Here is a 17,479-nt window from a genome sequence, read left to right as displayed (position 1 = left end):
CGCGGCGGCGCCCGGCCTTTCGCGTCAGTGGCCCCGGGCGATCCACTCCTGGAGGTGGGGCGCCTCGGCGCCGATGGTGGTCGCGTCGCCGTGCCCGGTCAGCACCTTCGTCTCGGGCGGGAGGGAGAGCAGCCGGTCCCTGATGGAGGCGATGATCGTCGGGAAGTGGGAGTAGGAACGGCCGGTGGCGCCGGGACCGCCCTGGAAGAGGGTGTCGCCGGTGAACAGCACGCCCAGTCCCGGGTCGTGGAGGCAGACCGCGCCGGGTGCGTGCCCGGGGGTGTGCAGCACGGTGAGGTCGGCGCCGGCGGCCTCGATGACCTGGCCGTCGGTCAGATGGGCGTCCGGCTCGCGGTCCGGGTGGGTGAGCTTCCACAGCGGCAGGTCGTCGGGGTGCAGCCAGATCGTGGCGCCGGTCGCGTCGGCGAGGGCCGGCGCGGCGGAGACGTGGTCGTTGTGGGCGTGGGTGCACACGATGCCCGTCAGCCGCCGCCCGCCGAGCGCGGCGAGGATCGCGTCGGCGTCGTGTGCGGCGTCGATGACGATCGCCTCGTGGTCGTCGCCGACGATCCACACGTTGTTGTCGACGTCCCAGGTACCGCCGTCGAGGCTGAACCGACCGGACGTGACGAGGTGTTCGATGCGCGCGGCCATCACAGCACCACCACCGAACGCAGGACGTCACCGTGGTGCATCCGCTCGAACGCCTTCTCCACCTCGTCCAGTCGGATGGTCTCGGTGACGAACGCGCCCAGGTCCAGGCGGCCCTGCAGATGCAGGTCGATCAGCATCGGGAAGTCACGCGAGGGCAGACAGTCGCCGTACCAGGACGACTTCAGCGCCCCGCCGCGGCCGAACACGTCCAGCAGCGGGAGTTCGAGTTTCATCTCGGGGGTGGGGACGCCGACGAGGACGACCGTGCCGGCCAGGTCGCGGGCGTAGAAGGCCTGCTTGTACGTCTCCGGGCGGCCGACCGCCTCGATGACGACGTCGGCGCCGAAGCCACCGGTCAGCTCCCGGATCGCCTCGACCGGGTCGGTCTCCTTGGAGTTCACGGTGTGAGTGGCGCCCATCTCACGGGCCTTGGCCAGCTTGCGGTCGTCGATGTCCACCGCGATGATCCTCGCCGCGCCGGCCAGCCGCGACCCGGCGACCGCCGCGTCGCCGACCCCGCCGCATCCGATGACGGCCACGCTGTCACCGCGCCCGACGTTGCCGGTGTTGATCGCCGCGCCGATGCCCGCCATCACCCCGCAGCCGAGCAGCCCCGCCACGGACGCCGACACCGAGGCGTCCACCTTGGTGCACTGGCCGGCCGCCACCAGCGTCTTCTCGGCGAAGGCGCCGATCCCGAGGGCCGGCGACAGCTCCCTGCCGTCCAGCAGGGTCATCCGCTGTGTCGCGTTGTGCGTGGCGAAGCAGTACCACGGGCGGCCCCGCAGGCAGGCCCGGCACTGGCCGCACACCGCCCGCCAGTTCAGGATCACGAAGTCGCCCGGCGCGACGTCCGTGACGCCCTCGCCGACCGACTCGACGACGCCCGCCGCCTCGTGCCCGAGCAGGAACGGGAACTCGTCGTTGATGCCGCCCTGCTTGTAGTGCAGGTCGGTGTGACACACCCCGCAGGCCTGGATCTGCACCACCGCCTCGCCCGGCCCCGGGTCCGGGATCACGATCGTCTCCACACGCACCGGCTCGTCCCGGCCCGGTGCGATCACTGCGCGTACTTCCTGCGGCATGGAGCTGCCCCTTTCCTCGGCGGTCGTCCGTCCCTGTGCCGACCCTACGCTCGACTGATCGTCGCAGGGCACGGGCGCCGGGAGCGGGCGGAACGGCGGGACGGCGGGAACGGCGAGAACGGGTGCGGGGGCCGCCCGGTCGTCCGGACGGCCCCCGCGGGGAGAGACGCGGTGCTCAGCCCAGCAGTCCGGTGACGGGAGCGACGAGGTCGGTGACCTGGTGCAGTGCGTTCAACGGCTGGAGCCGGGTCACCTTGTTGAGCTCGCCCAGCTGCCGGGAGACGGGCGGGAGCTCGGAGCGGTGCTCCGCCGGGATCTGGGAGGTCGCGAGCGAGTCCAGCGCGGTCATCGGGTTGATCCGGCCGGCGGTGGGGGCGTCGGCCGCGATCGCCATGGGCGCCGCGAGGCCCGTGACCCCGGCGGCGAGAACGGCGATGGCGGCGATGCGTCGAGTGGAGATCATGCCCTCAGGAACGCCCTGACCGGTCCGGCGGACACGGGCGGGCGGGCGCCCTCACCCGACGGGTGGAGCGGGCGGCTGCGCTTGCCGAGCCCGGCCGGGCGGAGGAGCCTCGAAGGTGAGGGCCCGGCGGCGCCTCTCCCCTCGGCCGCTGCCCTCCGAGGAGGTCACCATGGGCACTGCGGCAGGCTCCGCATTCACCACCGAGACGCTGCGCCGGGGCGTGGAAGGACAGACCCCGGCGACGCTTCTGTCGCTCTACGCCGACGACGCGGAACTGCGGCTCGTCGACCACAACACCCAGCCGAGCAAGCCTCGTGTGCTGCACGGCCGGGACGAGATCGCCCAGCTGCTCGACGACGTCTACAGCCGGGACATGACCCACAAGCTGGAGGAGTGCGTCGTCCAGGGCGACCGTGCCGCGTACAGCGAGTCCTGCCGGTACGCCGACGGCGTGCGCGTGCTCTCCGAGTCGATGATCACCCTGCGCGACGGCAAGATCGTCGAGCAGACGATGATCCAGGCATGGGACGAGTAGGGAGGAAGACCGCCGGGGTCCAGGTCACCTCCCGGTTGACCTGGACCTTTTCGGTCCGGGCCGGGGCGGGCCGGTCGCGGGCGGCCCGCCCCGTGCTGTCGGAGCCGGTCTTCGCGGTGGGCCGACGGGTGACCTTCGCTCTGCTGCGGACGGCGCTGGGCGCGGCCCGGCCGCGTCCGCTGCCGCCGGCTTCACCGGCGCCCGCCACGGCCCGCCGACGACACGGGCGGCGCCCCGCGCGACACCACGGGCGGCGCCGGTGAGCAGGGGGCCTGACGTCATGTCAGGCCCCCTGGTGCGTCACGTCAGTTCAGGGTCCATTTCTGGTTGTCCCCGGTGCCGCACGACCACAGCACGATCGGGGTGCGGTTGGCCGTGGCCGCGCCGTACGCGTCCAGGCACAGGCCCGCGTTGACGTTGGTGACGGTGCCGTCGCTGTTGACGTTCCACTTCTGGTTGTTCTGGCCGGTGCAGTCCCAGATCACGACCTTGGTGCCGTTGGCGGTGCCGTGGTTGTAGGCGTCCAGGCACTTGTTGCCGTACACCACGAGTTCCTTGCGGGAGGTGTACGTCCAGGCCTGGTTGGAGCCGCCGTTGCAGTCCCAGAGCTCCGCTTGGGTGCCGTTGGAGATGGTGGAGTCGAACATGTCCAGGCAGCGGCCGGACTGCTTGCCCACGACGAGGCTGCCGTTCGCGCCGGGCAGGGGCCTGACCGTGATGTCCGCGAGGCTCGGGGCGCCCGTGAAGGCGAGGGTGTTGGCGGAGCCCTTCGACAGGGCGACCTGAAGGGTGATCGTGCCCTGCGTGGAGCCCGTCGGCGGGAAGGAGACGGTCGTCGCGGTCTGCCCGTTGACCTTGAGGGTCGCGGTGCGGGCGGTGGCGGCGGTGTTGGTGTAGGCGACGTCGACGACCTTCAGGCCGGTGTTGCCGGCGACCACGCCGGAGAAGCTCGACGTGCCGGTGTAGGTGCTGCCGGCCGCTTCGGTGCCGCCGCTGACGGTGAGCATGACCGAGCCGCCCGCCGGGACGTTCGCGGTGTAGCCGGTGGCGAACGCTCCGAGGTCGGCGCGGGCCCACGGGTCGCGCACGGTCGCGGAGGCGCCGGTCAGGCCCAGGTCGGCCCAGCGGGCGGTGATGTTCGCGGCGGCGGAGGTCCGGTTGAGCAGGACGACGGCGCGCTTGCCGCTGCCGGCGAGGACCTTGCCGTACACCTGCAGCCCGCTGCCGTCCTCGGCGACCTTGACGCCCTGCAGCCCGCGCGGGTCCTGGTCGACGGCGATGACCTCGGGGTTCTTGAGGATGTTCGCCGTCTCCGTCGTCATGGTGGCCAGGTTGTTGCCGGCGAGGAGCGGTGCGCCGGAGACGGCCCACAGGTTCATGTGGGTGCGGTTCTGGGCGGCGGTGAAGCCGTTCATGCCGACCATCAGCATGTCCGCGTCGTTGTAGTAGCCGGTGTGCTGGGCGGTGGGGTGCACGTTGCGGTCGTAGTTGGTCAGCAGATTGGTCATGGACGGGTTGTTGCCGAACAGGATGATGTCGTCGTTGGTCCGCCACATCGCGCCCTGCCCCGGCGCCCAGTTCCACGGGTTCTGCCGGCCCCAGTTGCACAGCGACAGGGTCATCGGACGGCCGGTCGTCGCCGTGGCCGTCGCGATGGCGTCGCTGACGGCCTGGTACGTCGTCTTCGCGTCGAGGCCCTCCTTGTCGCCGCCGCACCAGTCGACCTTCACGAAGTCGAAGCCCCACCGGGAGAACTGGAGCATGTCCTGGTCGTAGTGGCCTTCGCTGCCGCTGCCCGGGGCGGCGGGGCGGCCGGTCGGGAAGTAGTAGCCGCAGCCGTCCTTGCCGGCGTCGGTGTAGATGCCGGCCTTGAGGCCCTTGCCGTGGATGTAGTCGGCGATGGCCTTCATGCCGCCGGGCCACTCCGACTCGTCCACGGTGATGTTGCCCGCGCCGTCACGGGTGCCCTGCCACCAGCCCTCGTCGATGTTGATGTACTGGTATCCGGCCGCCGGCAGGCCCGCGGCGACGAACGCGTCGACCTGCTGCTTGATGACGTTGTAGTCGATCTTGGCCGCGAAGCTGTTCCAGGAGGCCCAGCCCATCGGGGCGGCCGGCACGGCGATCTGACGCGAGGTCGCGGCCTGGGCGCCACCGGGCTGGACGAACAGCAGCGCGGCGGTGACCGTCAGCAGCAGGGCGAGCACCCGCGCGGCGACGGATCTCCCGCGCCGGGCGAGGTACTCGGGGGTTGAGGGAAACATACGGCGGCTCCACCTTCGGATGACAAGGTTCGATATATCGAATACGGGTCGGCAAACCGAACGTATTGCGCGCCGAAAGTAGAACCCCCCGGGAGTGAAGTCAACGGCTGCGACAGAAGTTTTGTGACCGTTCTCAAGAGAGGACCGGCCGTAACACACGGTCCTTCACCCACGGCCGGTGACTCGCGACGAAGGGCGAAAGGTGGGCCGGACGGAGGGCGGACGGGGCGAAGGGCGGCCGGACGACGGGCGGACACATCGAAAGGTGGCCGCCTACCGCTCACTCCCGGGCCCGCCGGGCTCCCATTGCGTCGGCCGCAGTATGGACAGCAGCTGCCGGACCAGTTCGTCGACCACCTCGTCCAGGGTCGCGTCCACCCAGCCGGCGCTCCAGTCGTGCAGAAGGCCGTTGACGCTGCCGATGAACGCCGTGGCCGCGAGGCGGTAGTCACGCGGGGCGCCCTCGCCACGGACGGCGGCCGCCGTCGCCTCGGCGCAGATCAGGTCGATCCAGCGGGCCCGGCGGGCCAGCCGCTGCTCGTCCAGACGGGGACTGACGCCGACGATCTCGACGAAGGTGATCCGGATACGGCAGGGGTCGGAGGTGACGTTGGCGGCGTAGGCGCGGAAGATCGCGGTGGCACGTTCGGCGAGCGGTCTGCCCTCGGCGGCGACGGCGGCGGCCACGACCGCCTCCTCGGCCCAGGCGTTCACCTGGAGGTGCAGCTCCGCCAGGACGTCCTCGAGGGTGCGGAACTCCTCGTAGAACTGGCGGGTCGACAGGCCGGCCGCCTCGCTGAGCGAGGCGACGGTGGTGCCCCGGTAGCCGGGCGCGCCCCCGAACAGCCGCAGCGCCGCGTCCAGGAACCTGTCGCGTCGCTCGGCCTGCCGCTGCTCGGCGGACTTGCCGCCGTAGCGGCCGGTCGGCGCCTTGAGTCTGCCCGCCATGACCCTCCCTCGTCTCTCGGTGTCCTCCACGTTCAATTTTGTCGTGTACGACTCTTGTGGCGAAGGCCACCCCTTCCTTACTTTCCAGTAAGCACATTCTGAACGGGCCCGTGTTCAGTTTTCCGGCGGGGTTCACCCGCCTTCACACCCCTGCCCCTGACCTTCCGCCCCCCAGAGGAGAGAGCAGCCATGCCTGCCTTCCGATCCAGGCACCTTTGCTCCATCGCCGCCGCCGTCGCCCTGACCGTCACCGCCCCCGCCGCCGTCGCGACCGCCGCCTCGGCCGCTTCGGACTCCTCGACCTCCGCGGACTCCCGGGCCGCCGCCGCACTGCGCGAGGTGCTCTTCGTCGGCAACAACTGGGAGGGCACGGCGGACGTCATCAAGTCCAGCGGCGACTACGCGAAGATCGGCCGCATCAACGTGATCCCCGACAAGGACGCCCGGATGAAGGAGATCAACGGCGACCTGATCAAGTGGATCTACTTCATGGCCATCCGCAACGGCGTCGGCGAGGGGCACGACCAGTTCGTCGACGACATGTACACCACGCCGGACGGCGCCTCGGTGGTCGTCTCCCGGCCGAGCTTCGCCGACGTCGTCTCCATCGACCTGTCCACCGGGAACATCAACTGGCGTTTCCCGGTGTCGGGTTACCGCTCCGACCACATGGCCGTCTCCCCCGACGGCAAGCGGGTGGCGGTCTCCGCGTCGATCTCGAACACCGTGCACGTGTTGGACATCGCCACCGGCAAGCAGGTGGGTTCGTTCAAGACCGGCGACAAGCCGCACGAGAACATCTTCACCAAGGACGGCAAGTACATCTACAACATGGCGATCGGCGACGTGAACACGTCCCAGGACGCCCCGTGGCAGGACTTCACGAAGGGCGACCGGCGCATCACCGTCGTCGACGCGAACACGTACCAGCAGGTCAAGATCATCGACATGCGGCAGCGGCTGGACGCGATCGGCCTCAAGGACTACTCGGACGCCGTGCGCCCCGCGGTATTCTCTCCGGACGAGTCCAAGCTGTACTTCCAGGTGTCGTTCTTCAACGGCTTCTTCGAGTACGACCTCGCCACGGACAAGATCACCCGGACGAAGACCCTGCCGAAGAACCCCGCGACCAGCGACGAACGCAGCTCGTACGTCAACGACTCGCGCCACCACGGCCTGTCGATGAGTCCGGACGGCAGCAAGCTGTGCGTCGCGGGCACCATGGACGACTACGCGACGGTCGTCAACCGCGCCACCCTCGAGGAGGGCCCGCTGGTCACCGCCTCCAAGCCCTACTGGGCCACGGTCAGCGGCGACGGCAAGGACTGCGTGATCTCCGAGAGCGGCTCCGACCAGGTGACCGCGATCGACTTCGCCACCGGACAGAAGGTCGTGTCGGTTCCCGTGGGCGACCATCCGCAGCGGGTCCGGCTCGGCCATGTGGCGGCGGGCTGGACCGGCACCGGCAGCTGACGGGGGCGTCCCGGTACCAGGGGTGGGTGACGGTGACCGCCGCCCACCCCTTCGTCGTGCCGGTCTTGCTAGCCCGCCTTCTGGGCCACCCACGTCGACAGTTCGGTGCGGGCCGCGGCCAGCTGGGTCGCGGACGGCGCGCTCGCCCCGTTGGTGACCAGTGCGTAGTGCACCGTGCCCGAGTCGGACGTGCTGAGCAGCAGGCGCCGGCTGCCCGTGCCGCCCGGTTCGACGGCCGCCGCGATCTTCGTGCCGGCCGTGTACGCGGGGGGCCCGTACACGGCGCCGAGGTCGGAGACGACGGTGGTCGTGGCGGTCGGGAAGGAGGCGGGCAGGTGCATTTCAGTGGGGGCCTCGCCGCCTGTCGAGCGCCACACGAGCAGCGCGTACTGGCCGGAGCCGACGAGCTGCTTCGTGGTGGGCAGGGAGGCGGGGACCGGGTTCCAGGTGAGGGTGGTGGAGCCGTCGCGGGAGCGGTCCTCGTAGGTGAAGGCGACGGTCGTGCCGGAGGTGGCGCTCGGGTAGACCCGGTCGAGGAGCCGCGCGTCCTGCCGGAGCGTGGCGTTGCCGGCGTCGTCGAGGCGCACGGCCGACAGGTCCTCGTCGTTCCAGGCGTCGCCGCCGGTGAGCACCTTGTCGGGGTTGCCGTTCATCAGCTCGTGGTGGCGGCCCCAGTAGATGTCCCACTGCCACTGGCTGCCGGAGAGGACCGGGCCGGAGGCGGCCGGGGTGGTCCACCAACTGGCGCCCTTCACCCGGGAGTCGAGGGCCTGGTACATGGCCTTGAGGACGGTCGGCGCCTTGTCGGAGACGTTGCCGGCCAGCGGATGGCCGAACTCGCTGACGATCGCCGTGGTCCCGGTCGCCGCGGCCCGGTCGCGGACGGTGCCGAAGTCGGTGACGTACTGGCCGTCCGCCGCCTTGCCCCACATCAGGATGCCGGAGATGGCCTTCTGGTCGTAGAAGTGGGTGTTGAAGACGTAACGGGAGCCGAGCGTGCCCACGTCGAGGAGTCCGCCCTCCTGCCGCTGGGAGTCGATGTTGCCGTTCCAGAACATGTTCGGCTCGACGAAGGCGGGCTTGTCCTGCCAGCCCGCCGCGTCCATCCGGGCCCGGAACTTCACGTAGAAGGGCCACAGGAGGTCGCGTTCCCAGGTGCGGCTGGTCTGGCCGGAGTCGTAGGTCCCGGCGTAGGGCTCGTTGTAGGGGTCCAAGCCGAGGACGCCGGCGAACTCCTCGGCGCTCAGGTGCTGCTTGACGTACGCCATGGTCTGCTGAGCGGTGGCGAGGAAGTTGTCCTGGACGCCGTGGGCGTTGTGCCAGAAGTCGTACTGGGCGGCCTTCACCGCCCCGTTCTGGGTGATGTTCTGGCCCCAGAAGAAGCAGATGCCGCAGGACTCGGCGGGGTAACCGCCCAGGTCCACCGCCCACTTGGGGGCGCCGTCACCGGTGTACCAGCTGCCCTGGTTGAACAGGTGGCGGGAGTAGAGGTCCTGGTGGAAGTCGGGGTAGACGCGGATGCCGGCGTCGAGGAAAGCGCGTATCTGCTCGGTGGCAGCGGCGAGGTAGCCGGTGTCGACCTGACCGCGCACGGGCTCGGCGTAGGCCCAGGAGAGCAGGAAGCGGATGGAGTTGCCGCCGCCGAGGGCGCGCAGCGCGTTCGCCGACTTCCTGGCGTCGGCGACGGAGGCGAAGGGCAGGCCCTTGTTCTCGTCGAGCTTGGTCTCGCCGGAGACGTTGTAACCGCGCAGCACGACCTCGCGGCCGTTGCCGTCGACGAAGCGGCCGTTCGACACGGTGAGCGCCGTGCCGTCGAAGGGGAGCGAGCCGGGAAGCGTGGCGTCCGCGGCAGCGGGCGAGGCGCCCGCCGCCGTCAGGAAGCCGCAGAGTCCGCAGAGGACCACCAGAACAGCGAGCAGACGAGCCCGGATATTCGGCATGTCCACTACAGTCCGGTGATTTCCGTACACCGTCAATACCTTCTGACCCCCGAGTAAGTTCCTGCACAGTCAACCCAGTTGGCCACCCTGTCGGCCATGCGCACCAGGTACTCCCGCCGGTTCGGCGGTTTACCGTCCGTGCGGAGGCGCTCGGGAGGACCAGACCAGGGAGCACCGGATAGCACCGGGGTGGATCAGCGCGCGGGCACGACACGGGCACAGGGGGCACGACGGGCACAGCGGGCACAGCGGGCACAGGGCGCCCGGCAGGCGCGGCAGGCGCGGCAGGCGCGGCCGAGACGCCCGGCAGGCGCGGCGGCGACGGATTACCGTGCAACCGTGCGTGAAATTCTCCCGGTGCTGAACGGGTGGTACGAGGCCGGTGCGCCGTTCGGGCTCGCGACCGTGGTCGCCGTCCGCGGCAGCGCGCCGCGCGGTCCGGGCGCCGCCATGGCGGTGGGCCCGGGCGGCGAGGTCGTGGGCAGTGTGTCCGGGGGCTGCGTGGAGAGCGCGGTGTGCGAACTGACCCAGGAGGTCCTCGCGGACGGGACGGCCCGGCCCGCGACCTTCGGATACAGCGACGACGACGCCTTCGCGGTGGGGCTGACCTGCGGCGGAGAGCTCACCCTGCTGGTGCGTCCGGTGACACCGGACCTCGACCCGTCGTTCGGGGCGGTCGCCCGGACGGTCGCCGCGGGCGAACCGGTGACCGTGGCCACGGTCGCCGACGGCCCCGCACCCCTCGGGGCCGTGCTCGCCGTCTGGCCGGACCGGACCGCCGGCACGCTGGGCTCCGGGGGACTGGACGCGGCCGTCACCGCCGACGCGCGCGGAGAACTGGCGCGGGGCGCCACCGGGCTGCGGCACTACGGCCCGGACGGCCGACGGCGGGAGGGCGCCGTCTCGGTGTTCCTGCAGTCTTTCGCCCCGCCGCCCCGCATGCTGGTCTTCGGCGCGATCGACTACGCCGCCGCCGTGGCCCGCATCGGCGACTTCCTCGGCTACCGGGTCACCGTCTGCGACGCCCGTCCGGCCTTCGCCACGCCTACACGCTTCCCGTCGGGCGTCGACGTGGTCGTGGACTGGCCGCACCGGTACCTCGACGGCACGCGGACCGACGGGCGCACGGTGATCTGCGTGCTCACCCACGACCCGAAGTTCGACGTGCCGCTGCTGGCGGCGGCCCTGCGCCGGCCTGCCGCGTACATCGGAGCCATGGGCAGCCGCCGCACCCACGACGAACGCCGTGCGCTGCTGCTGGAGGCCGGGGTCACCGACGCCGAGCTGTCCCGGCTGCGCTCGCCGGTGGGGCTTGACCTGGGAGCCCGTACGCCCGAGGAGGTCGCCGTGTCGGTGGCGGCCGAGATCGTCGCGCTGCGGTGGGGCGGCAGCGGCGCCCCGCTGACGGCGACGACCGGTGCGATCCACCCGCCGACGACCGACGCGATCCGCCCACCGGCCGACGGTACGGCCCCGCCCGCCGGATAGTCCGGCCGGCGCGCGAGGCGTCCGGCGGAATCACCGGACCGGCGGTGTGTAGGGAGGCTCGGCACGGGGTACGCGTCCATAACGGACACGCATGCATGTCCCCCGTCGTCTCACGGTGGAAGGAGGCCCCTTTGACGCAACGCACACTCGCAAGTTCCGGGCCGCCTCCGACCTCATCGGCCGGAAGCGGCCCGGTTCGTCCGTCCCACCCCGCGCTCCCCCGCCCCGTGCTCACCGCCCTCCGCTCCCCCGCCGCGTGCGCGAGCACGCTCAGCGCGGCGGCAGCCGGTGCAAGGCGACGTCCGTGAGCCGCCCGCCCGCGGCGGTGGCCGTCAGGTAGGTGCAGTACGGCTGCCGTCGGCGGTCCGTCGGGGAGCCCGGGTTGAGCAGGCGCAGGCCGCCGGGCGCCACGGTGTCCCAGGGAATGTGGCTGTGACCGAAGACCAGGACGTCCAGGTCGGGGAAGCGGGCCGCGCAGCGCGCCTCCCGCCCCTGGGCCGCACCCGTCTCATGGATCACGCCGAACCGCAGTCCGCCCAGTTCGGCGCGGGCGACCTCGGGCAACCGGGCGCGCAGCTCGGGCCCGTCGTTGTTGCCGTACACGGCGAGCAGCCGGCGGCTGCGGCTCTCCAGCAGGTCGAGGGTGGCCGCGTCGACCCAGTCGCCCGCGTGGACGACCAGGTCCGCCTCCGGGATCGCGTCGAGCAGCGGGGCGGGGAGCGCCCTGGCGCGCTTGGGCAGGTGGGTGTCGGACATCAGCAGCAGGCGCACAGCGTCAGCGTACAGAATCCGGATCGGGATGAATCAGGACAGGTGGGGCGACGGCGGCGGGGTTAGCATCGGGCTGCACGCACCCGCCGGGCGCCCGCCGTCCGCACACCGCCCACCCGCCGTCCACCCGCCGTCCGCACGCCGTCCGCACGTGTCCGCACGTCGGGCGATCCGACGAGGGGGCCAGGAGCCCGATGCCGATCAAGGTCAGCGTCATCGTCCCGGTCTACGACCCCGGCCGCTACATCGAGGACTGCGTCGCCTCGCTGCTCGGGCAGTCGCTCCCGCCGGACGCCTACGAGATCGTCTTCGTCGACGACGGCTGCACCGACGCCACCCCGGCGCTCCTCGACGCGCTCGCCGCGGAGGACCCCCGGGTCCGTGTCGTCCACCAGGAGAACTCCGGCTGGCCCGGCAAGCCGCGCAACGTCGGCATCGAGGCCGCCCGGGGCGAGTACGTGATGTTCGTGGACGCCGACGACCAGCTCGGCGCCGAGGCCCTGGAGCGGATGTACGACTACGGCGTCGCCAACGACGCGGACATCGTCGTCGGCAGGATGGCCGGCAAGGGGGGCGCCGTGCCGGTGGAGCTGTTCCGCACGAACCGCCCGCGCGCCACGGTCGAGAACGCGCCGCTCATCGACAGTCTCACCCCGCACAAGATGGTCCGGCGGGCGTTCCTGGACCGCACCGGTCTGCGTTTCCCCGAGGGGCGCCGCCGCCTCGAGGACCACGTCTTCGTCATCGAGGCGTATCTGCGCGCGGACAACGTCTCCGTGCTCAGCGACTACGTCTGCTACTACCACGTCCGGCGCGACGATGCCGCGAACGTGAGCCTCCAGCGGTTCGACCCGGTCGGCTACTTCAAGAATCTCCGCGAGGCGCTCGACGTCGTCGAGCGGTACACCGAGCCTGGCCCCCTGCGCGACCGGCTGTTCCGGCGCTGGCTGCGGGTGGAGATGGTCGAGCGGCTGCGCGGGACGCGCTTTCTGGACCTGCCCGAGGACTACCGCCGGGAGCTGTTCGAGGAGATCCGCACACTCGTCGTCGAACGGTTCGGGCCGGGCGTGGCGGCGGCGCTGCAGCCCACCCAGCGGGTGGTGGCGGCGCTGGTGGCGGACGGGCGTTACGACGACGTCGTCGCGTTCGCGCGGTGGGAGGCGGGCGTCGGGCTCGCCGTCGAGCCGCGGGACGTCGAGTGGCGGGGCGGGCTGCTGCGGATCGTCTTCGCGGCGGAGCTGACGCACGACGGCGGGCCGATGGCCTTCCCCGCCGCCGGGGACCGTCCGCAGTGGCCGCCGCGGGACGTCGCCGAGGCGGTGCGCTGGCTCGGCCTGGACACCGCGGAACGCTTCGACCGGGCCTCGCCGGACCTGCTGCTGCGGGAGCGGGGCGGCGCGGCGCGGTACTTCCAGCCGGTGCGGACGGAGCGGGAGCGGATCGCGTCCGCCGACGGGAACCGGGTCCGTCTGGTGCTGCACGGCACGGCCGTCGTCGATCCCGCCACCGCGGTCAGCGGCAGTCCGCCCCCCGAGGGCCTGTGGGACGTGTGGGTGAGGGTGGGTCTCGGCGGCTGGACGAAGGAGCATCGGCTGGGTCCCGCGCCTCGGCACGGCAGCCCCGCCCCGCCCGCGGGGGTCGTCGCGGACCGGGTGGTGCTGCCCTACTGGACCGACCGGCACGCCGGCCTGGCGCTGGACGTCGGCCACGCGAGCGAGCGGCTGGGCCTGGGCCGGGTGGCGGCCGGTGACGTCACCCTCGGCGGGGACCGCGGGGAGCGGTTCCATGTGATCCTGCCGCTCCACGTGCCCGAGGCCGCCGCGGTGCTGCTGCGGCTGACGGAGGCGAAGTCGGGGAGCTCCCACGAGATCTTCGGGACGCTCGCTCCGGGCGGTCGGCTCGACGCCGTCCTGCCGGTGGGCGATCTGGGGGGCCGGACCTGGCTCACGACGGTGTGCCTGACGCCGGACGCGGACGGGGCACGGTTCCATCCGCTGCCCTTCGCCCTGCATGTGGGGCCGGACGGCGTCCTCGTGGTGCCGGCCCCGCAGCCCGGCGGCCTGCGCCGCACCGCCCGCCGGGCGCGCCGGGCCGCATACCGGGCCCTCGGCCGGCTGACCGTACGCGGGAAGTGACGGCGCGCCCCCAGGAGGCAGGCACCCGAGCTCGGAGCCCCCTCCTGTGGGGCCCGACGGTGGTGGTCCGGAGGGTCTCGGTTCCGCCCGGGGGCCTCCCGGAGAGGAGGGCACGCCGACGTCGCCGATGTGGGGCGGCTCGAGGTTGTGCGAAGGCGAGCGCGACGGCTCGGATCCGCGGGCGGGCCGTCGCCACGGCCGACGGCGGTCAGGAACCCCCTGGCCGACGGCGCGGGCCGTACGGAACGGCGGGCGGCCGGCGGCCGGCAAACCGGGCCGTCCGCGACGGCCGGTGAGCGACGCGCGGGCCGGTGACCGACGACGCGGTCGTACGGAACAGGCCGGTGACCGACGACGCGGTCGTACGGACGGGCCGGTGGCCGGCGATGTGGGTCCTGCGCGACGGTCGGCGGTCAGTCGTCGCCTCGGACGATGTTCCCCTCCGGGCCGGACGGCGGCGTGCCGGGCGCGGCCACCGCCGGCAGGCAGGTGCGCGGTGCGGCGGAGCCGCGACGTGTGCGGCGCGCCCGGGCCCAGCCCGTCTCGGGCCGGCGGATCACGGGTTTGTCCTCGAGCTGCGAGGTCACGACGGTTCATCACCCTTCTGTCACGGTCGCCCCGAAGGGCACGATCGCCCCCGAGAGCCGGTCAGCGCGCGCCTGGGCCGCCGCTGCCGAACGACGAGCCGCCCGTGCCCTCGTCCCAGCGCAGCCTGCCGCCGCCGCCGCTGTCCCGGCTGCCGGTGGGCCGCAGCTCGTGCGGGGTCAGGCGCTCGCCGTCGGCCGCACGGGGCATCTCGTTGGGTTCACGCGAACGGCTCTCGTGGGTCGGGCCCGACGCGGGCATCCGGGGCTGTTCGTGCGGCTGCGGCGGTGCGGGCTCCTGGCTGCGGATCTTGAACCCGAGCCGGAAAGCGAAGATCAGCCCGCCGACCAGGACGAGCCCGACGACGATGAACGCTACGGAGGCCAGTGCGGACCTTCCGGATGCCGCGAGGAATGCGGAGGCGAAGGTGTCCATGAGCGGCGGGTACCCTACCCGCCGCCCCGGACACGTCGCCGCCCCGGACACGTGGGTCCGGACACGTGGCCGTCCGGCTGTTCAGCGCTGCTCCTGCAGCAGCAGCTCGCTCCAGACCTGTTTGCCGCCGCTGACCGGCACCGTCCCCCAGGTGTCGGACACGGCCTCCACCAGGAGGATGCCGCGCCCCCCGGTGGCCTCCCAGCCGGGGTCGGTCGGTTTGACGGGCGTGCGGGGCGAGGCGTCGGTGACGGCGGCACGGAGCCGGCGGTCGATGAGGGTCAGGTCGAGACGGACCGGCCCGTCGGTGTGCACCAGCGCGTTGGTGACGAGCTCGGAGACGACGAGCAGCACCGCGTCCATGGCGGTGTCGGCGACGCCCCAGGCCCGCAGGCTGCGGCGGGTGAAGCGGCGGGCGTGCCGGGCCGCCTCGGGCACCCGCCACACCGTCCAGCCCTCGCGCCGGGGTTTGACGGCCATGCCGTCGTAGCGCAGCAGGAGCAGGGCGATGTCGTCGCCGCGGTGGGCGCCGTCGAGCAGTGCGTCGGCGACGAGGCCCAGCTGGGCGGGGTCGGCGGCGGACAGTTCGCGGGCGAGGCGGTCCAGGCCGGCCCCGATGTCGAGGTCGGCGGACTCCACGAGACCGTCCGTGGTGAGGGCGAGGACAGCCCCCGGCGTGAGCCGCAGCGACGTCATCGGGAACTCGGCCTGCGTCAGGACCCCGAGGGGCGGGCCGCCGTCCGCGTCGGCGACCTCGGCCGGGCCGTCCGGGTGGCGCAGGACGGGCGGCGGGTGCCCGGCCCGTACGCACCAGGCGGTGCCGTCCTCCATGTCGACCTCGACGTAGCAGCAGGTCACGAAGAGGTCGGTCTCCAGCTCCATCAGCAGCCGGTTGGCGTGCGAGACCACCACGTCCGGCGGGTGGCCCTCGGCCGCGTAGGCGCGCAGGGCCGTGCGCATCTGACCCATGAGGGTGGCGGCGGCCGCGCTGTGGCCCTGGACGTCGCCGATGACGAGGGCGACGTGGTGGTCGGGCATCGGGATCACGTCGTACCAGTCGCCGCCGACCTCCAGGCCCGCTGTCGCGGGCAGGTAGCGGGCGACCGCGAACCCTCCGGGAAGGTCGGGCAGCCGGCGCGGGAGCAGCTGGCGCTGGAGCATGCCGACGAGCTCATGCTCGGCGTCGAAGGCGTGGGCGCGCATCAGGGCCTGTCCGGCGAGGCCGGCGGAGGCGGTGAGCAGGGCGCGCTCGTCGGGGCCGAAGTGGTGCGGCTCGTCCCAGCCGATGAGACAGGCGCCGGCCGTCCGGCCGCCGGCGGACAGCGGCAGGACGGCCAGGCCGCCGGGGCCGACCTCGGCGAGGGCCGGTTCCAGGGCGGTGCCGGCGGGCCAGATCCGGGCCCGGCCCTCGCGCAGCGCGGCGGCGAGCGTGGGCATGGCGCGCACGGGCGCGTCGGGCCATTCGCCGCGCCACTCCAGCTGCCACAGCTCGGGCCAGGAGCCGGGTTCGGGCGGATCGAGGACGGTGACCACGAGGCGCTCGTTCTCCAGCTCGGCGAGGGCGATCCGGTCGGCCCGCAGCGGCCCCCGCAGCGCGGCGACAACGGCCTGGCTGACGTCGCGGACCGTGCCGGCGGTGGCGAGCGCGGCGGCCAGGCGCTGGACGCGGGCGACGTCGGTGATCTCGGCGCGCAGCGTGGAGGCGTCGGCGACGGTGCCCTCCAGCCGGGCGGGGCGGCCGTCGCCGCCGGGCAGCAGCCGGCCGTTGAGCCGGAGCCATTTCGGCGGCCCGGTGGGCTGGAGCACCCGGAACTCCAGCTCGCGGTCGCCGATCGACATGTGGTCGGCCTCGACGACGGACATCAGCGAGGGCAGGTCCTCGGGGACGGTGAGCCCGAGCAGCGTCTCCACCCGGCCGTCGAACTCGGCCCGGTCCATCGCGAACAGCTCCAGGATCGCGTCGCCCACCTCGACCCGTCCGGTGTCCATGGCCAGGCTGAAGCCGCCCGCGAGGAGCTCCTCGCCCGCGGCGCGGGCGGTCGGGGCGGGCAGGGCGACGGCGTCGGCGACCAGTTCCAGGCAGGCGCGGTCCTCGGCGTCGAAACCGCCGGGACGCTCGCTGACGGCGAGCAGACAGCCGCCCGCGCCGTCCCGGACGGGCAGCGCCGCCAGGTGGACGTCTCGGGCGGGCATCCGCCGCGCTTCCGCGCCCTCGGCGACCTCCTGCGGGCGGAGCCAGACCGGCCGCCCGGTGCGGTGGGCGTCCGCGGCCGGCGAGCCGCCGTCGAGGGGATAGCTCTCGCGCAGTCCGTACAGGGTCCTCGGCACGCCCGCCGACTCGGCCAGGCAGAGCAGACCGGCCTCCGGTTCGGGCGTGTAGACGGCGGCGAGGGCCGCACCGGCGAAGACGAGCGCCAGTTCGAGGGTGCGGCGCACGCGGTGGGGCGAGACGGGATCGGCGGTGACGGTCCTGAGGGCCGTCTCGACGCGCAGGGGTCCCGTTCTGCGCTCCGCGGCACCCTCACTGACCACGTCCGCAATTACAGCGCTATTGAGGGCCGCGCGCAGCCCCTGGACCGATTCGCGGACCCCACGAGGGCGCACCCGGGGACAGTCGTACGCCGTCGCGTGCTGCCCCCGCGAGGGCATGGGTCCGGCTCGGCGGGGTACGGGGCGGTGATCTCCCGGCGGGACCGTTCGCCG

14 protein-coding genes are annotated in these 17,479 nt (G+C 72.7%); 4 read left to right on the top strand and 10 right to left on the bottom strand.

What is annotated here, in order from left to right; all coding sequences use genetic code 11:
• Positions 1-24 precede the first annotated feature (24 nt).
• From QA802_RS38465 to QA802_RS38455, 3 genes are all read right to left on the bottom strand, one after another.
• Positions 25-654 (bottom strand): MBL fold metallo-hydrolase, encoded by a 630-nt coding sequence (locus QA802_RS38465; protein WP_334532956.1) that lies wholly within the window; start codon positions 652-654, stop codon positions 25-27.
• Entirely contained in the window at positions 654-1,739 is a 1,086-nt protein-coding gene (locus QA802_RS38460; protein WP_334532953.1) for an S-(hydroxymethyl)mycothiol dehydrogenase, read from the bottom strand. The genes QA802_RS38465 and QA802_RS38460 overlap by 1 nt, the downstream gene beginning before the upstream one ends.
• A gap of 175 nt (positions 1,740-1,914) precedes the next feature.
• Positions 1,915-2,202, bottom strand: a complete 288-nt coding sequence (locus QA802_RS38455; RefSeq protein WP_334532950.1) for a hypothetical protein — start codon at positions 2,200-2,202, stop codon at positions 1,915-1,917.
• Positions 2,203-2,371: 169 nt separating this feature from the next.
• Between QA802_RS38455 and QA802_RS38450 the strand changes: the two genes are divergently transcribed.
• Complete coding sequence (locus QA802_RS38450; RefSeq protein ID WP_319171975.1) at positions 2,372-2,737, top strand: nuclear transport factor 2 family protein; 366 nt, start codon at positions 2,372-2,374, stop codon at positions 2,735-2,737.
• 305 nt (positions 2,738-3,042) lie between these two features.
• On the opposite strand, the gene QA802_RS38445 is transcribed toward QA802_RS38450, so the two are convergent.
• Together QA802_RS38445 and QA802_RS38440 are read right to left on the bottom strand one after the other, a co-directional pair.
• Positions 3,043-5,001 (bottom strand): RICIN domain-containing protein, encoded by a 1,959-nt coding sequence (locus tag QA802_RS38445; protein ID WP_334532947.1) that lies wholly within the window; start codon positions 4,999-5,001, stop codon positions 3,043-3,045.
• A gap of 273 nt (positions 5,002-5,274) precedes the next feature.
• Complete coding sequence (locus tag QA802_RS38440) at positions 5,275-5,949, bottom strand: TetR/AcrR family transcriptional regulator (RefSeq protein ID WP_319171972.1); 675 nt, start codon at positions 5,947-5,949, stop codon at positions 5,275-5,277.
• Positions 5,950-6,138: 189 nt separating this feature from the next.
• Between QA802_RS38440 and QA802_RS38435 the strand changes: the two genes are divergently transcribed.
• The gene (locus tag QA802_RS38435; RefSeq protein WP_334532940.1) at positions 6,139-7,422 is read left to right on the top strand and encodes a YncE family protein; all 1,284 of its coding nucleotides are present in this window, start codon (positions 6,139-6,141) and stop codon (positions 7,420-7,422) included.
• A 68-nt stretch (positions 7,423-7,490) separates the two neighbouring features.
• Here QA802_RS38435 and QA802_RS38430 read toward each other — a convergent pair whose 3' ends face one another.
• Entirely contained in the window at positions 7,491-9,362 is a 1,872-nt protein-coding gene (locus QA802_RS38430) for a cellulase family glycosylhydrolase (RefSeq protein WP_334532937.1), read from the bottom strand.
• Positions 9,363-9,701: 339 nt separating this feature from the next.
• On the opposite strand from QA802_RS38430, the gene QA802_RS38425 reads away from it, so the two are divergent.
• Positions 9,702-10,850: an XdhC family protein gene (locus QA802_RS38425; RefSeq protein WP_334532934.1), complete on the top strand. Its 1,149-nt coding sequence runs from the start codon at positions 9,702-9,704 to the stop codon at positions 10,848-10,850.
• A 270-nt stretch (positions 10,851-11,120) separates the two neighbouring features.
• Here QA802_RS38425 and QA802_RS38420 read toward each other — a convergent pair whose 3' ends face one another.
• On the bottom strand, positions 11,121-11,621 hold the full coding sequence (locus QA802_RS38420) for a metallophosphoesterase family protein (RefSeq protein WP_334532931.1): 501 nt from the start codon (positions 11,619-11,621) through the stop codon (positions 11,121-11,123).
• A 194-nt stretch (positions 11,622-11,815) separates the two neighbouring features.
• Here QA802_RS38420 and QA802_RS38415 point away from each other — a divergent pair, with 194 nt between their 5' ends.
• Positions 11,816-13,756, top strand: a complete 1,941-nt coding sequence (locus tag QA802_RS38415) for a glycosyltransferase family 2 protein (RefSeq protein ID WP_334532928.1) — start codon at positions 11,816-11,818, stop codon at positions 13,754-13,756.
• 413 nt (positions 13,757-14,169) lie between these two features.
• Here QA802_RS38415 and QA802_RS38410 read toward each other — a convergent pair whose 3' ends face one another.
• The 3 genes from QA802_RS38410 to QA802_RS38400 form a co-directional block, all read right to left on the bottom strand.
• Positions 14,170-14,343 (bottom strand): hypothetical protein, encoded by a 174-nt coding sequence (locus QA802_RS38410; RefSeq protein ID WP_334532925.1) that lies wholly within the window; start codon positions 14,341-14,343, stop codon positions 14,170-14,172.
• Positions 14,344-14,404: 61 nt separating this feature from the next.
• Complete coding sequence (locus tag QA802_RS38405) at positions 14,405-14,776, bottom strand: DUF6479 family protein (protein ID WP_334532922.1); 372 nt, start codon at positions 14,774-14,776, stop codon at positions 14,405-14,407.
• A gap of 81 nt (positions 14,777-14,857) precedes the next feature.
• Entirely contained in the window at positions 14,858-17,308 is a 2,451-nt protein-coding gene (locus tag QA802_RS38400; RefSeq protein WP_334532919.1) for a SpoIIE family protein phosphatase, read from the bottom strand.
• Positions 17,309-17,479 lie beyond the last annotated feature (171 nt).

The organism is Streptomyces sp. B21-105 (assembly GCF_036898465.1).
Lineage (GTDB): Bacteria > Actinomycetota > Actinomycetes > Streptomycetales > Streptomycetaceae > Streptomyces.
Note: the sequence above shows the minus strand (reverse complement) of the source record. Positions and strands in the feature narration are given on the sequence as shown.

Bases quoted from the DNA above. Each gene is read 5' to 3' on its own strand.
- QA802_RS38465 (WP_334532956.1), bottom strand. From the start codon at position 654: ATGGCCGCGCGCATCGAACACCTCGTCACGTCCGGTCGGTTCAGCCTC.
- QA802_RS38435 (WP_334532940.1), top strand. From the start codon at position 6,139: ATGCCTGCCTTCCGATCCAGGCACCTTTGCTCCATCGCCGCCGCCGTC.
- QA802_RS38430 (WP_334532937.1), bottom strand. From the start codon at position 9,362: ATGCCGAATATCCGGGCTCGTCTGCTCGCTGTTCTGGTGGTCCTCTGC.
- QA802_RS38445 (WP_334532947.1), bottom strand. From the start codon at position 5,001: ATGTTTCCCTCAACCCCCGAGTACCTCGCCCGGCGCGGGAGATCCGTC.
- QA802_RS38405 (WP_334532922.1), bottom strand. From the start codon at position 14,776: ATGGACACCTTCGCCTCCGCATTCCTCGCGGCATCCGGAAGGTCCGCA.
- QA802_RS38440 (WP_319171972.1), bottom strand. From the start codon at position 5,949: ATGGCGGGCAGACTCAAGGCGCCGACCGGCCGCTACGGCGGCAAGTCC.
- QA802_RS38415 (WP_334532928.1), top strand. From the start codon at position 11,816: ATGCCGATCAAGGTCAGCGTCATCGTCCCGGTCTACGACCCCGGCCGC.
- QA802_RS38450 (WP_319171975.1), top strand. From the start codon at position 2,372: ATGGGCACTGCGGCAGGCTCCGCATTCACCACCGAGACGCTGCGCCGG.
- QA802_RS38455 (WP_334532950.1), bottom strand. From the start codon at position 2,202: ATGATCTCCACTCGACGCATCGCCGCCATCGCCGTTCTCGCCGCCGGG.
- QA802_RS38460 (WP_334532953.1), bottom strand. From the start codon at position 1,739: ATGCCGCAGGAAGTACGCGCAGTGATCGCACCGGGCCGGGACGAGCCG.